A 14,254-nucleotide genomic window follows, 5' to 3' on the forward strand; every position below is an offset into this window, starting at 1 on the left:
CGCCCTTGTTTTTTACTTATTTAAAGATTAATACCTTACCAACTGTGCCATCGGCGCTTTCGCCAACCACACGGAATTTCAATCCGTATTTTGGTACGTTACGGCCGGCATCCACGAGGCCTGGGTTGCTGTAGTCAGCCTTGTCATCAAAAAGCGGATTACGCTGAGTGAAGTTGTCGGTTAACGTAAATTGCCCTGGATAATTCAAGAACATTTTTTCTGTTTTGCTTAGACCAAATGCGGCGTCATGCAATTGGTAACGAGAGGAGCTGACAGTTTTATCGCTCCAGGATAGAGCATGCTGGTCTGAATCTACGACACCTAGGAAACCATCCCCAGGATGGATGCCTGTCCAGTTGTTATCATAGGATCCATCTACATACCAAACAACAAGGCCAGGGTCATAGCTCATTAGGGTTGCGCCGCGGCGGATGTGGGATAAACCTGCATCGACACCGTTATGGGAGCGCCATTCTAATAGATAATAATGGGTAGTAGTATATTTGCCATCATGCTTTTCAAAGCCGTTTAATGTAAATTGAGGGGTGTCTTCTGCGCCATCAAAGAATACCTGAGCGTCGTCGGAAGTCACTTTTACATTGTCAACGAAGAAGCCGTCTAAATTGGTAGCCCAGTCTGTCATTGAGCGGAATTGGATCTGGATCTTTTGACCTTTGTAGGCACTTAAATCGATTGTTTCATGGACCCATCCGTTACTTGAGCCGGTATAGCCTGGAAGGTTTTCTTTGATTGCCGGATAGCCGCCAGGGTCAAGGGTTGTGCTAGTACGTTCGGAAGAAAGGGATTTCCAAGCTTTTCCTCCGTCCGTTGAAACCTGCACCATCGCGTAATCCCAATCTTTTTCAATGTTGTACCAGGCATCGAAATCAAGAGTCGCTTTGCTTGCAGTTGTTAAATCCACTGATGCAGACATTTTATGGTCAGCTTCATCACCTTTGCCACCATAGTACTCAAATGTTCCATCCTTTGGCGTATTCAAGACATTTACTTTGTTAGGCAGGTCAATTCTTACCGCATCATTATTGGTACCTTTTGTGACCCCTTCATCGAGAAGAACAGTAGTACCTGTTTTTGTGATGTCATTCGCATGGAGAGTTGTTCCACTTAACCAGTTGCCGCCATGCAGGTCTTGCAGCATTTCTCTCGCAAATGGGCTAAATCCAGTCGGCTCAGTTCCCGGAATTTTTCCGGCCCAGCTGCCGGCTGACATAATAGACCAATATTCAATTGCTTCACCAGCACCCGTATATTGAGTATCATACTCATCAGGAAGGCCTAAGTCGTGACCGAATTCGTGAGAAAATACTCCGGCTGCTCCGTCTTCTGGTTCGATGGTGTAGTCGTATGCTCCTAAGAGGCCTCCAAAACGATCACTATTGGATATTCCGCCAGGAACTGCTCTTAGCGCACCAAGATTCCAGCGGTGGGACCAAATAGCATCTGGCCCTAATTTTCCACCGCCAGCTTCTTCTCCAACACCAGCATGAATGACCATTAAGTGATCAATAATGCCATCAGGCTCGTTATAGATACCATCACCATTATAATCATCACGGTCCCAAACATCATAATCTGCTAAATTAATATTAGGGTCCGCTGCGGCTTTTTTAAGAGCTTCATAGACAAGTTCTCTCGGACGAGCATCGCTTCCATCCGGTGTGGGATAGTTCCCGCCATAATACGCTGCAGGATGATCCGCAGTATACCAGCCGGCAACAGTTCCATCAACCGTATAGCTACCGCCTGATTGCTGCTCATAATACTGCTTCATGGAAACAAGCTTCTCGCCGTTAGGGCCATCGTAGCCATTTGCTCCGAAAATCATATCTTGGAAATGGTCGTGGGTGTAATCCTCATACCACATATCCGTTTCGTCTTTTGTTATTGAGCTTTTCTCGTAATCTGGGAAATCAATTGCCAAAACAAGAACCTTGTCGTGGCGGACATTACCGTCGTAACTCTCTTTTTGGACAGGGTCTACAGTATTTTTGTTGGCTTGTCCTAGATTATTTCCCTTGCCATTTTGAAGCCCGTTTGAATTAGGCTTCACTCCTTCTTTAATAGTGCCAAGTCCGGCAGGCAGCTGGTCTTTTGTCTTGAAAGCTTTGCCTTTTGCTTTTAGATATTGTTGTAATGCCTTTTCCGCCTCCGCAGGGCTAGCATTTTTAGCAATTTTCCCTTGCCGCTTCAGCATTTCTATTAATCTCTCATCATTAGCAATTCCCAGGTCAATCGGTGCCCCTTGTGTTGATAGTTTTGCTGCCGGACCTGCGGCTTGTCCGGCAGGTACTGCCGCCATATTCAGCATTCCCAGCCCTAAAGATAGTGCTAGTGCTGTAGAAAATAGTTTTCTTCTTTTCATAAAGCCCCTCCTAGACAATGTTTGTAACCGCTTTCACAAAGTATTTCTATTAAAAAACTACGCTATGTACCATTCCCCCTTTAGGGTTACCATAAAAACTTAGTGTCCCTAATAAAATATAATCTATTTTAATAATAAAATTGGTACAGAAAATTGTAAATATTTAAAATATTGAATGACAAAAATAGTTAAATTATCCTAAAAACCGGAAACATGCTTCATTGTCTGATAAGCATTCTTCAGCATAAAGTGAGAATTTTCACCTATTTTTTCAAGTGATTAGGTTTGGTAAAATATTCATTATTCGTTAAAATAGGAAATTAGAATTATGTTCAGTATCATAGGAAGGAATTTAATACTTTAACGCATTGCAGGCAATGCCGCTTGGCAATGAGTTAAAGTGATGAGGAGGGGTTTTGTGAAGGACAAGCGGTTTAAGATTGCCCACCGAGAAGCGTTAATCGGCGTGGTCCTGGTTGTAATCAATTTTGTATGGTGGTACGGGTTTGCTTACGGTTTGGGTTCTAAAAAGGTAGAAGATTACTCTTACATATTCGGCTTGCCGGCCTGGTTTTTTTATAGCTGCATCGCGGGATTTGTCGTAATGATCATTCTTGTCAGCATAACCGTTAAATTTGTATTTAAAGATGTACCCTTTGAAGAGAAAGAGAGGAATACTGAGTGAACTGGGCAGTCATTACGCCATTAATTATTTTTTTATTCATCATTTTTGCTGTCGGCTTCTGGTCGAATAAATTTGTCCTCAAATCCAACTCGTTTTTGGAGGAATACTTTTTAGGCGAACGTCAGATGGGTGGCTTCATTCTGGCCATGACGATGGTGGCCACTTATGGCAGTGCCTCAAGCTTTATCGGCGGGCCGGGTGTCGCTTACACACAGGGCCTGGGCTGGGTGCTGCTGGCGATGGCACAGCTGGCCACTGGTTATTTCACCTTAATGGTGCTGGGAAAGAAATTTGCGATTATTTCCCGCCAGTACAAGGCCATTACGCTGATTGACTTTTTGAAAAATCGTTATCATAGCAAGACGGTCGTTCTTTTATCAGCGGCCAGTATTATCATTTTTCTTTTTTCATCGATGACAGCCCAATGGATTGGCGGGGCCAGGCTGGTGGAATCGTTGACCGGACTGCCGTATACGGTGGCCTTATTGATTTTTGCTTTTTCCGTCCTTGTCTTTGTCATTGTTGGCGGCTTCCGGGCTGTTGCTTTAACGGATACGATTCAGGGCGTTGTGATGTTCATGGGAACCTTGATTCTTCTAATCGCTACCATTAAGGCCGGCGGGGGAATTCCAAGGATTATTGCCGATTTGGCGGCGGAAAACCCGAACTTAATCAGCCCATTTGGTGCCGAACGCACTTTAACTCCGGCGTACGTTTCTTCTTTTTGGATTTTAGTTGGGATAGGCGTCGTCGGCCTGCCGCAGATTGCCGTTCGGGCCATGTCCTATAAAAACTCAAAAGCAATGCACAATGCCATTATCATTGGAACAGTTGTGGTCGGCTTTATCATGCTTGGTATGCACCTCATCGGCGTTTTCGCAAGGCCTGTGCTTCCGGGTGTTAAAATTGGCGATACCGTTATGCCGCTGCTTTCCATGAAAGTGCTCCCGCCGTTTGTTGCGGGTATTGTCCTAGCGGCTCCGATGGCGGCCATCATGTCAACAGTTGATGCCCTGTTGATTTTGGTCAGCTCGGCATTGGTGAAGGATGTTTATTTAAATTATATTAAACCGACCGCCAGCGACCAGCAAATTAAAAAGGTAAGTTTCAGCGTAACTGCGATTATTGGTGTCCTGGTCATTTTGCTCGCGTTGAGTCCACCGGATTTAATCATTTGGCTCAATTTATTTTCATTTGGCGGCTTGGAGTCCGTGTTTATTTGGCCGGTTATTTTAGGCTTGTATTGGAGCAAGGGGAATAAATATGGGGCGATTACTTCGATGATTTTGGGGATGAGTTCCTACATTATCTTTGACCGATTTTATCCTAATCCCCTCGGCGTGCATACAGTGGTGCTGCCAATCCTGATTTCCCTGGCTGGATTTGTCGTGGCAAGTATGTTTACTGATTCTAAAGCCAGCAGTCTTGGACTGGAAAAATAGGCAGCTTTTCAGGATGCCCCCGCTTCAGAACTATTTTTGTTGCAATTTTCTTTATGAATTTTTAAAATGAATTAACAGAATGAAGAGGTGGGGGATCCCATTGGTAGAGGTTATTCGCCATTTATCGGCGCTTATCATGCCAGGTTTATTAGTGTTATTTTTTACAAGGGTCACATACAATCGAGTTATCGGCCTTGTCCTGACAGTGGCACTTATCGCAGCTTCTGTATACAAGGGGTATACCAATACGTTTGTTCTGATTGTCATTGACGCCTTTTCGCTGACCGCCGGTTTCTGGCTTGCCGCGAAAATGAAGCCCAAAACCGTTAGAAAAATTGATGGATAATAGTCTGCCTTAATTGGCAGGCTTTTTTAGTTAAAAAGAGGTCCCTTTTTTGCCCTGGAAGGGTACAAGAGGGTGCAGTCGGTAAAAATAGACCTCTTATTTTTCTAGAAAATGTATTTTCAAAAGGAAAGAAGGAAATACATAAAAATCGAATATTAGTTCGCATATTATTGGTTTGATTTTGGGTAAATGTGTTAAAATGTTAATATGCAATTTAGGAGATACACTTTCTAGCCGCCTCAGGAAAGTGTGAACGGCAGTTTTTCGAAAAAGGGAGGGAAACCACGTGAAGGACCAATTTGAGTTAGTTTCAAAGTATTCCCCACAAGGCGACCAGCCGGGTGCCATTAAAGAACTTGTCGAAGGCATCCGAAACAATAAGAAGCACCAGACGCTTCTTGGTGCAACCGGTACGGGGAAGACTTTTACCATATCAAACGTTATAAAGGAAGTTAACAAGCCAACCCTTGTCATCGCTCACAATAAAACATTAGCCGGCCAGCTCTACAGCGAGTTCAAGGATTTTTTTCCGAATAACGCAGTGGAGTATTTCGTCAGCTATTACGATTACTATCAGCCGGAAGCGTACGTTCCGCAGACCGATACATTTATTGAAAAAGATGCCAGCATCAACGATGAGATTGATAAACTGCGGCACTCCGCTACTTCTTCTTTGTTCGAGCGCAAGGACGTCATCATCATCGCCAGCGTATCCTGCATTTACGGCCTCGGTTCGCCGGAAGAATACCGGGAGATGGTCGTTTCCCTCCGCACAGGCATGGAAATTGAGCGCAATCAGCTGCTTCATCGGCTGGTTGATATTCAATATGAACGGAACGATATCGATTTTAAGCGCGGGACGTTCCGGGTACGCGGCGATGTGGTCGAGATTTTCCCAGTTTCCCGCGATGAACACTGTGTGCGGGTTGAATTTTTTGGTGATGAAATTGACCGGATCCGCGAGGTTGACGCCCTAACAGGGGAAATTATTGGCGAACGCGACCATGTGGCGATTTTTCCGGCTTCTCACTTCGTTACCAGGGAAGAAAAGATGCGGATTGCCATCGAGAATATTGAAAAAGAGCTTGAAGAACGGCTTGCCATAATGCGTGAAAACAATAAGCTGCTAGAGGCACAGCGGCTGGAACAGCGCACCCGCTATGACCTTGAAATGATGCGTGAAATGGGCTTTTGTTCCGGCATCGAGAACTACTCGCGCCATCTGACACTCAGACCGGCAGGCTCGACACCATATACATTATTAGATTATTTTCCAGAAGACTTCCTTATAGTAATTGATGAGTCGCATGTAACTTTGCCGCAAATCAGGGGAATGTTCAATGGCGATAAGGCGCGGAAGGAAGTTCTCGTGGAACATGGTTTCCGCCTCCCATCTGCGTTGGATAACCGGCCGCTCACGTTTGACGAGTTTGAAAAGCATATCCACAACATCGTCTTCGTTTCGGCAACACCGGGACCTTATGAGCAAGAGCATACACCAGAAATGATAGAGCAAATCATTCGCCCAACTGGACTACTAGATCCAACCATCGATGTCCGTCCAATCCAAGGACAGATCGATGACCTGATTGGCGAAATTCAGGATCGCGTTAAACGAAACGAACGCGTCCTAGTTACGACATTAACGAAAAAAATGTCCGAAGACTTAACGGATTATCTGAAGGAAATTGGTATCAAGGTTCAGTATTTGCATTCTGAGATTAAAACGCTTGAGCGGATTGAAATTATCCGTGAGCTACGTCTCGGCAAATATGATGTGCTGGTCGGAATTAACCTGCTCCGGGAAGGTCTCGATATTCCGGAGGTTTCTTTGGTTACCATTCTTGATGCCGACAAGGAAGGCTTCCTCCGTTCGGAACGTTCCTTGATTCAGACGATCGGCCGGGCGGCCCGGAATGCAAACGGTCATGTCATCATGTATGCGGACCGAATGACCAATTCAATGGAACTGGCCATCAGCGAGACGAAGCGCCGCCGTGCTATACAAGAGGAGTACAATAAAAAGCATGGCATTACGCCTAAGACTATTCAGAAGGATATCCGTGATGTCATCCGTGCTACCCATGCAGCGGAAGAACAGGAAGATTACAAACCGACTGCAGCATTTGGCAAGATGACGAAGAAGGAACGAGATAAACTGATTGGCGATATGGAAAAAGAAATGAAGGCTGCCGCCAAAGCGCTTGATTTTGAGCGTGCCGCAGAGCTTCGTGATTTAATTTTGGAATTAAAGGCGGAAGGGTAACAAACACCGCTTTTATAAACGGAAGGATGACGTAATGCATGGCAATGGAAAAATTAATTGTGAAAGGTGCCAGAACCCACAATTTAAAAAATGTCGATGTCACCATTCCGAGAGATAAGCTTGTTGTATTGACAGGACTTTCCGGGTCAGGAAAGTCCTCACTCGCGTTTGATACGATTTATGCAGAAGGTCAGCGCCGCTATGTGGAATCACTCTCGGCCTACGCAAGGCAGTTTCTCGGACAAATGGATAAGCCCGATGTGGATACCATTGAAGGCTTGTCACCGGCAATTTCAATCGACCAAAAAACAACTAGCCGGAATCCGCGCTCAACGGTCGGAACGGTGACCGAAATCTACGATTATTTAAGATTGTTATTTGCCAGAGTCGGACATCCAACCTGTCCGATTCACCATATTGAAATCTCCTCACAAACCATTGAGCAGATGGTCGACCGTGTTCTTGAATATCCGGAACGCACGAAAATGCAAATCCTCGCTCCAGTGATTTCAGGGCGTAAAGGACAGCATGTTAAGGTATTTGAAGACATTAAAAAGCAGGGCTTTGTCCGTGTCCGAGTTGACGGGGAAATGCTCGACCTGAGCGAAGATATTGAGCTTGATAAAAATAAAAAGCATTCGATTGAAGTGGTTGTTGACCGGATTGTCATTAAAGAAGGTATCGCCGCTCGTGTCGCCGACTCCCTTGAAACCGCCTTGGGTCTTGGCGAAGGAAAGGTAATCGTCGACGTGATTGGCGAGGAAGAGCTACTGTTCAGTGAAAACCACTCATGCCCTCAATGCGGTTTTTCGATTGGGGAACTGGAGCCGCGGATGTTCTCATTTAACAGTCCTTTCGGAGCCTGCCCGCAATGTGATGGCTTGGGCTCAAAGCTTGAGGTTGATCTCGATTTGGTGATTCCAAATAAAGATTTGACATTGAAGCAGCATGCGATTGCTCCATGGGAGCCGACAAGCTCACAATATTACCCGCAGCTGCTGGAAGCAGTCTGCAATCATTATGGTATTGAAATGGATATTCCTGTAAAGGACCTTCCGGAACACCAGCTTGAAAAAATTCTCTATGGCTCCGGTTCGGAAAAAATTTACTTCCGTTACGAGAACGATTTCGGGCAGCTCCGCGAGGGCTATATCCAATTTGAAGGTGTCATCCGTAATATCGAGCGCCGCTACAAGGAGACAAGCTCCGATTTCATCCGCGAGCAAATGGAAAAATACATGGGCCATCAGCCATGCCCAACCTGTAAAGGCTACCGTTTGAAGAAAGAAGCCCTAGCTGTTTTAATCAACGGCCATCATATCTCACAAATAACCGAACTTGCAATTGATGAAGCGAAAGCCTTTTTCTCGAGCCTTCAGCTTTCTGAAAAAGAAGAGCAGATTTCCAGATTGATTTTACGAGAAATAGACGAGCGCATAGGCTTTCTGATCAATGTTGGTCTCGATTATCTGAATTTAAGCCGGCAGGCAGGGACGCTTTCAGGGGGAGAGGCTCAGAGGATCCGCTTGGCGACACAAATCGGTTCCCGGCTGACAGGCGTGCTCTATATCTTGGATGAACCGTCTATCGGGCTTCACCAGCGCGACAATGACCGGTTAATTGGGACGCTGCAAAATATGCGTGATATCGGCAACACGCTGATTGTCGTTGAGCATGATGAGGATACGATGATGGCGGCAGATTACTTGATTGATATTGGTCCTGGTGCCGGGGTGCACGGAGGTGAAGTCGTTTCCGCTGGAACACCGGCAGAGGTGATGGCCGATCCGAACTCGCTAACAGGTCAGTATTTGTCAGGGAAAAAGTTTATTCCGCTGCCGCTTGAACGCCGTAAGCCGGAGGGTCGTTATGTCGAAATCAAAGGCGCGGCCGAAAACAATCTAAAAAATGTCAACGTGAAAATTCCATTAGGCCAGTTTATCGCCGTAACGGGTGTTTCCGGGTCCGGAAAAAGTACGCTTGTGAATGAAATCCTTCATAAGGCGCTGGCTCAGAAGCTTAATCGCGCAAAAACGAAGCCAGGTCAGCATAAGCGTATTAAGGGTATAGAACATTTAGAAAAGGTCATTGATATCGACCAGTCACCAATCGGTCGGACGCCGCGCTCCAATCCGGCAACTTACACCGGCGTGTTTGATGACATTCGTGATGTGTATGCTGCCACAAACGAATCCAAAGTCCGTGGATACAAAAAGGGCCGCTTCAGCTTTAACGTAAAAGGCGGTCGTTGTGAAGCCTGCCGCGGTGACGGGATTATTAAAATCGAAATGCACTTTTTACCTGATGTTTATGTTCCTTGCGAGGTTTGTCACGGTAAACGCTACAACCGTGAAACGCTCGAGATAAAATATAAAGGTAAAAATATTTCCGAAGTTCTCGATATGACCGTTGAGGACGCAGTAAAATTTTTCGAAAACATTCCAAAAATCAGCCGCAAGCTCCAGACGATTTATGATGTGGGACTAGGTTACATGACGCTTGGTCAGCCGGCAACGACGATGTCGGGAGGGGAAGCACAGCGCGTCAAGCTTGCCTCCGAGCTGCACCGCCGCTCCAATGGCCGTTCGTTCTATATCTTGGATGAGCCGACAACCGGCCTCCATGTAGACGACATTTCACGGTTGCTTGTGGTGCTGCAGCGGCTAGTCGAGAATGGTGACACCGTATTGGTCATTGAGCATAACCTGGATGTTATCAAAACCGCCGATTACCTGATCGACCTCGGACCAGAAGGCGGCGACAAAGGCGGTACGATTGTCGCTACGGGAACCCCAGAAAAGGTTGCTGAAGTTCCAGAATCGTACACCGGAAAATACCTCAAGCCAATCCTTGAACGCGACCGATTAAGAATGAAACAGGAAATTGAAGATAAAAGTGCGATCAATGCATAGATAAGTTCTAGGAAGAGCCGGCTCCGCTTCTGAAGCGGGGCCGGCTCTTTATTCGTCTAAATATTTCAGTTTTATGAATTTATAAAAGCACCGACTTCAAAATTTCGAAACCTTTCCCGGCTCAATCCGTAAATAAAGGATAAGGGGTGGTAGAGAAAATGGAATCGAGAAAAGTCCTATCAAGTCTGTGTTATTTCAGCATTTTTTTCGCAGGATTTCTTTTCCCGTTAGTTGTTTATTTTGCTTCGGGTGATGAAGTAACCAAGGAGCATGCCAAAAAATCACTGCTGTCACATGTGCTGCCAATCGTTTTGACACCGTTGGCTATTGTTGCTTTTGCGATTGATTTTGCCAATTTCGACAATCAATTTCCGGTGTTGTTTATCGTTAGTTTAATTGTCCTTGCAATCATATGGGTCGTTGTAATCATTTGGAACGTGATAAAAGGCGTAAAGGTCTTAGTGGCTGAATAATATTTTATGAAGAAAAATATTAAACCTTAGAGGGTGGAAACCATGAAAGAGGAACGCACACGAATTTTAAAAATGGTCGAAGAGGGTAAGTTGTCAGTTGAGGAAGCCTTAACCTTGCTCGAAGAATTGGAGAAGGCTCAAGCTGCGATGGAGCAAAAGCAGGCGCAAATCCTAAATGAGCTATCAACGGCTGTTCACTTTGAGGAGGCGAAAAAGGAAGACCCTGTTTTTGCGAAGTACCAATCGACAAAGGAAAAGATCTTTGAATTTGTCGATACTGCCTTGAAAAAAATAAAAGAGATTGATTTGGACCTGAATTTTGGCCATTCCATTGAAATTTCGCATATTTTTCACCATGGCAATGTGGAACTTAAGGACATGGATATTGACCTTGCGAATGGCTCCGTGAAACTCGTTGCTTGGGATCAGCCCGATGTTCGGGTGGAGTGCCAGGCAAAGGTTTATCGCGTTGACAATCAGGATCAGGCCCGCCAAAACTTTTTACGGGATGTTACGTTTACAGTGGAGTCCGAAAAGCTGAGCTTTTTAACCCAGCAAAAATGGATGAAGGTTGAAGCCGTGATGTTCGTGCCCAAAACGCAGTATGATAAGGTACGGGTGCGGATCTTTAATGGCTCCATTTCCGGCGGTGATATTAATGTAAATGATCTACGTGTGAAAACCGCAAATGGGAAAATTCAGCTGGAACAGCTCTCAGGCACGAAAGCAGAGATAGAAACAGCGAACGGGAAAATCAAGGTCAAGAACAGCCGCTTTGATGAGCTCGAGGCCGAGACGATAAATGGTGCGATAAAGCTTGATGGTGATTTTAAAAAGGCGGAGGCCCAATCCTTTAATGGGAATGTCAGCGTGAACTTGAGTGGGGACCGATGCGAATGGATTCATGCCAAAACAACGTCAGGCCCAATTGATTTGTATGTTCCGGAGAGCCTGCCGGTAAATGGTGAGCTTAAGACCAATCTTGGCGGCTTTAACCTGAAGCTTGTCGGTGTACAAATTTTAGAGGAAAAGAGTGAAATGATTCAAAAATCGCTTCGCTTCCAATCCGTCAATCATCCTGATAAAATGTTAAAAATATACGCGGACTCCAAATCGGGTTCGATTTCATTGCAAAAATCGTTTGAATAATTGGGGACTTTGCAAATATATTTTAATGAACAAGCTTTATTAATTTTTTGTAATAGGAGTTTGGTTACATGAGATGGCTGATAGGATGTTTGATCAATGCAGTATTATTCATGGCGTTTGCCGGTTATTTTCACGATAGCTTATATCTGACAGGATTTTGGGCTGCACTGCAGGCCAGCATCCTTTTGTCCATCTTAAATATATTAGTACGTCCGCTGCTGATTCTGTTCACTCTTCCGGTGACGGTCCTGACAATGGGGTTGTTCCTGTTCGTGATTAATGCGATGACGCTTGAACTGACAGACTATTTGATGGGAGATTCATTCGAAATCTCCGGCTTTGGCATGGCCCTCTTTTTCTCCTTACTCATGTCGCTCATCAATATTATCCTTCAAAAAACGATTATGAACTCAGACAGATCTTCAAGGAAAAAATAAACGAAGTACCCGCCCCAAACTGAGGGCGGGTATTTTTATTGTCTAATAAGAAGTTATAAAATTTTCGCAAATTTTATAACTTCTTAACGCATAAATTCAACTACGCCTCATGAACCGTCCTAACAGACTCGCCAATCGGCGAGTTTTCATTTAGGAGGCACGTTACACATTTAAACAACTAAAGTATGGTTTCGATAAAAAAAATGTTAAAATAGGAGCAAATTGATTTTTTAATGTAGTTTGTTATGAAATGAGTGGAAATTTGAAGGAGGTAACTTCCTTGCCTAAGGTCCGTACAAAAGATGTGTTAGAAAAATTTCAGCTTGAATTGATTTGCGGAGAAGAGGGTATTAATCGCCCGATTACGATGAGTGATATTTCCCGGCCTGGAATTGAGATGGCCGGTTACTTTGAATATTACCCGGCAGAACGCATTCAGCTTTTAGGAATGACAGAATTATCTTTTTTCGAAGAGCTTCCTGAAAGAGATAAAGCTTCCAGAATGGAGCGACTATGCACCGATATCACACCGGCTATTATTGTGACGAGAGGCTTGGAGGTTCCTCCTGAGTTAATTGAAGCAGCGGAACGGGAATCAGTACCGGTTCTCAGAACCACTTTAAAGACGACCCGATTCTCAAGCCGTCTGACCAACTATTTGGAAAGTAAACTGGCGCCAACCACGGCTGTGCATGGGGTATTGGTAGACGTTTACGGAATAGGCGTATTAATAACCGGAAAAAGCGGCGTCGGTAAGAGTGAAACAGCGCTGGAGCTTGTAAAGCGCGGACACCGTCTCGTTGCCGATGACTGCGTGGAAATCCGTCAGGAGGACCAGGACACACTAGTGGGAACGTCGCCGGAATTAATTGAGCATTTATTGGAGATTCGCGGTCTTGGTATCATCAATGTGATGACGCTGTTCGGTGCTGGAGCAGTCCGCAGCAACAAACGGATTACACTTGTTATCAACCTGGAAATCTGGGATGCCAAGAAGCAATATGACCGCCTCGGCTTGGATGAAGAGAAAATGAAAATCATCGATACTGAGGTAACGAAGCTGACCGTACCGGTCCGTCCAGGACGGAACATTGCCGTCATCATTGAAGTGGCCGCGATGAACTACCGCCTCAAACGTATGGGTGTTAATGCAGCTCAGCAATTTACCGACCGCTTATCCGATGTCATTGAAGATACTGATCATTAAGAGATACATTTTTTCAGGGGCTCATCATTGGTATGCTGCCTGCGTTTAGAGGCGGAACCGGCTTGTAGCTTTCTCATGCAAAACAGTTTTAATAGGAAGAGGAGAATTAGATGAACGAAAATATTCAGCCACTAAACCCCATCGCCTTTTCGTTTGGTCCCATACAGGTGCATTGGTATGGGATTATCATAGGCTCCGGCCTTGCTCTTGCGTTGTACCTGGCAATTCGTGAAGGAAATCGCCGCGGTCTGCCGAAGGATACGTTTGCCGATTTAATGCTTTGGGCGATTCCAATTGCCATCATTTCTGCCCGCATTTATTACGTTATTTTTGAATGGGGCTATTACAAAAACCACCTGGCGGACATTCCGCAAATTTGGAACGGTGGAATTGCTATTCACGGCGCCCTGATTGGCTCCGTCCTGACGGCTTACATTTTTTCGAAAAAACGGGGGATTTCTTTTTGGAAAATTGCCGACATTGCTGCTCCGAGCATCATCCTCGGGCAGGCTATCGGCCGCTGGGGCAATTTCATGAACCAGGAAGCCCACGGCGGGGAGGTTACCCGCACATTCCTTGAAAATTTGCATTTGCCGGAATTTATAATTAACCAAATGTACATAAATGGGACGTATTACCACCCAACATTCTTATACGAATCGCTCTGGGATTTCGCTGGATTTGTCCTGTTGATGCTGTTGCGCCGCGTGAATTTCCGACGTGGAGAGTTGTTCTTAACATACGTCATTTGGTACTCCATCGGCCGCTTCTTCGTCGAAGGTCTTCGTACAGATAGCCTAATGCTCGGCAGCCTGCGCATGGCACAAACCATTTCGATTGCGCTAATCGTTGGTGCGATTATCATCTTAATTTATCGACGGAAAAAACAGCTGTCGGAAACAAGGTATTTGGAGCAGACAAACTAGGATCTTAAAATTATTAGATAAAATGAAA

The 14,254-nt window shown here is 45.1% G+C and carries 11 protein-coding genes; 10 read left to right on the forward strand and 1 reads right to left on the reverse strand.

Features of this window, described 5'->3' with window-relative positions:
* Window positions 1-16: 16 nt before the first annotated feature.
* Complete coding sequence (locus KHA99_RS12155) at window positions 17-2,383, reverse strand: immune inhibitor A domain-containing protein (protein ID WP_213117702.1); 2,367 nt, start codon at window positions 2,381-2,383, stop codon at window positions 17-19.
* Between the two features lie 418 nt (window positions 2,384-2,801).
* On the opposite strand from KHA99_RS12155, the gene KHA99_RS12160 reads away from it, so the two are divergent.
* The 10 genes from KHA99_RS12160 (at window position 2,802) to lgt (ending at window position 14,226) form a co-directional block, all read left to right on the forward strand.
* On the forward strand, window positions 2,802-3,068 hold the full coding sequence (locus tag KHA99_RS12160) for a YhdT family protein (protein ID WP_372447589.1): 267 nt from the start codon (window positions 2,802-2,804) through the stop codon (window positions 3,066-3,068).
* Complete coding sequence (panF, locus tag KHA99_RS12165) at window positions 3,065-4,510, forward strand: sodium/pantothenate symporter (RefSeq protein WP_213117704.1); 1,446 nt, start codon at window positions 3,065-3,067, stop codon at window positions 4,508-4,510. Before KHA99_RS12160 ends, panF begins: the two co-directional genes overlap by 4 nt.
* A gap of 100 nt (window positions 4,511-4,610) precedes the next feature.
* The gene (locus tag KHA99_RS12170) at window positions 4,611-4,856 is read left to right on the forward strand and encodes a CsbA family protein (RefSeq protein ID WP_261363790.1); all 246 of its coding nucleotides are present in this window, start codon (window positions 4,611-4,613) and stop codon (window positions 4,854-4,856) included.
* Between the two features lie 286 nt (window positions 4,857-5,142).
* On the forward strand, window positions 5,143-7,122 hold the full coding sequence (gene uvrB, locus KHA99_RS12175) for an excinuclease ABC subunit UvrB (RefSeq protein ID WP_213117706.1): 1,980 nt from the start codon (window positions 5,143-5,145) through the stop codon (window positions 7,120-7,122).
* Window positions 7,123-7,160: 38 nt separating this feature from the next.
* Window positions 7,161-10,034 carry an excinuclease ABC subunit UvrA gene (gene uvrA / locus KHA99_RS12180; protein ID WP_213117707.1) on the forward strand — a complete coding sequence of 958 codons (2,874 nt, stop codon included), beginning with the start codon at window positions 7,161-7,163 and terminating at the stop codon, window positions 10,032-10,034.
* 158 nt (window positions 10,035-10,192) lie between these two features.
* Window positions 10,193-10,507: a magnetosome magnetite crystal formation protein family gene (locus KHA99_RS12185; protein WP_213117708.1), complete on the forward strand. Its 315-nt coding sequence runs from the start codon at window positions 10,193-10,195 to the stop codon at window positions 10,505-10,507.
* A 42-nt stretch (window positions 10,508-10,549) separates the two neighbouring features.
* A complete protein-coding gene (locus tag KHA99_RS12190) occupies window positions 10,550-11,656 on the forward strand; it encodes a DUF4097 family beta strand repeat-containing protein (RefSeq protein WP_213117709.1) in 1,107 nt (368 codons plus the stop codon).
* Between the two features lie 68 nt (window positions 11,657-11,724).
* Complete coding sequence (locus KHA99_RS12195; protein ID WP_213117710.1) at window positions 11,725-12,093, forward strand: phage holin family protein; 369 nt, start codon at window positions 11,725-11,727, stop codon at window positions 12,091-12,093.
* Between the two features lie 280 nt (window positions 12,094-12,373).
* Window positions 12,374-13,300, forward strand: a complete 927-nt coding sequence (hprK, locus tag KHA99_RS12200) for an HPr(Ser) kinase/phosphatase (RefSeq protein ID WP_213117711.1) — start codon at window positions 12,374-12,376, stop codon at window positions 13,298-13,300.
* 110 nt (window positions 13,301-13,410) lie between these two features.
* Complete coding sequence (gene lgt / locus KHA99_RS12205) at window positions 13,411-14,226, forward strand: prolipoprotein diacylglyceryl transferase (protein WP_213117712.1); 816 nt, start codon at window positions 13,411-13,413, stop codon at window positions 14,224-14,226.
* Window positions 14,227-14,254: the final 28 nt, after the last annotated feature.

Source organism: Neobacillus rhizophilus, assembly GCF_018343535.1.
GTDB lineage: Bacteria > Bacillota > Bacilli > Bacillales > Cytobacillaceae > Neobacillus > Neobacillus rhizophilus.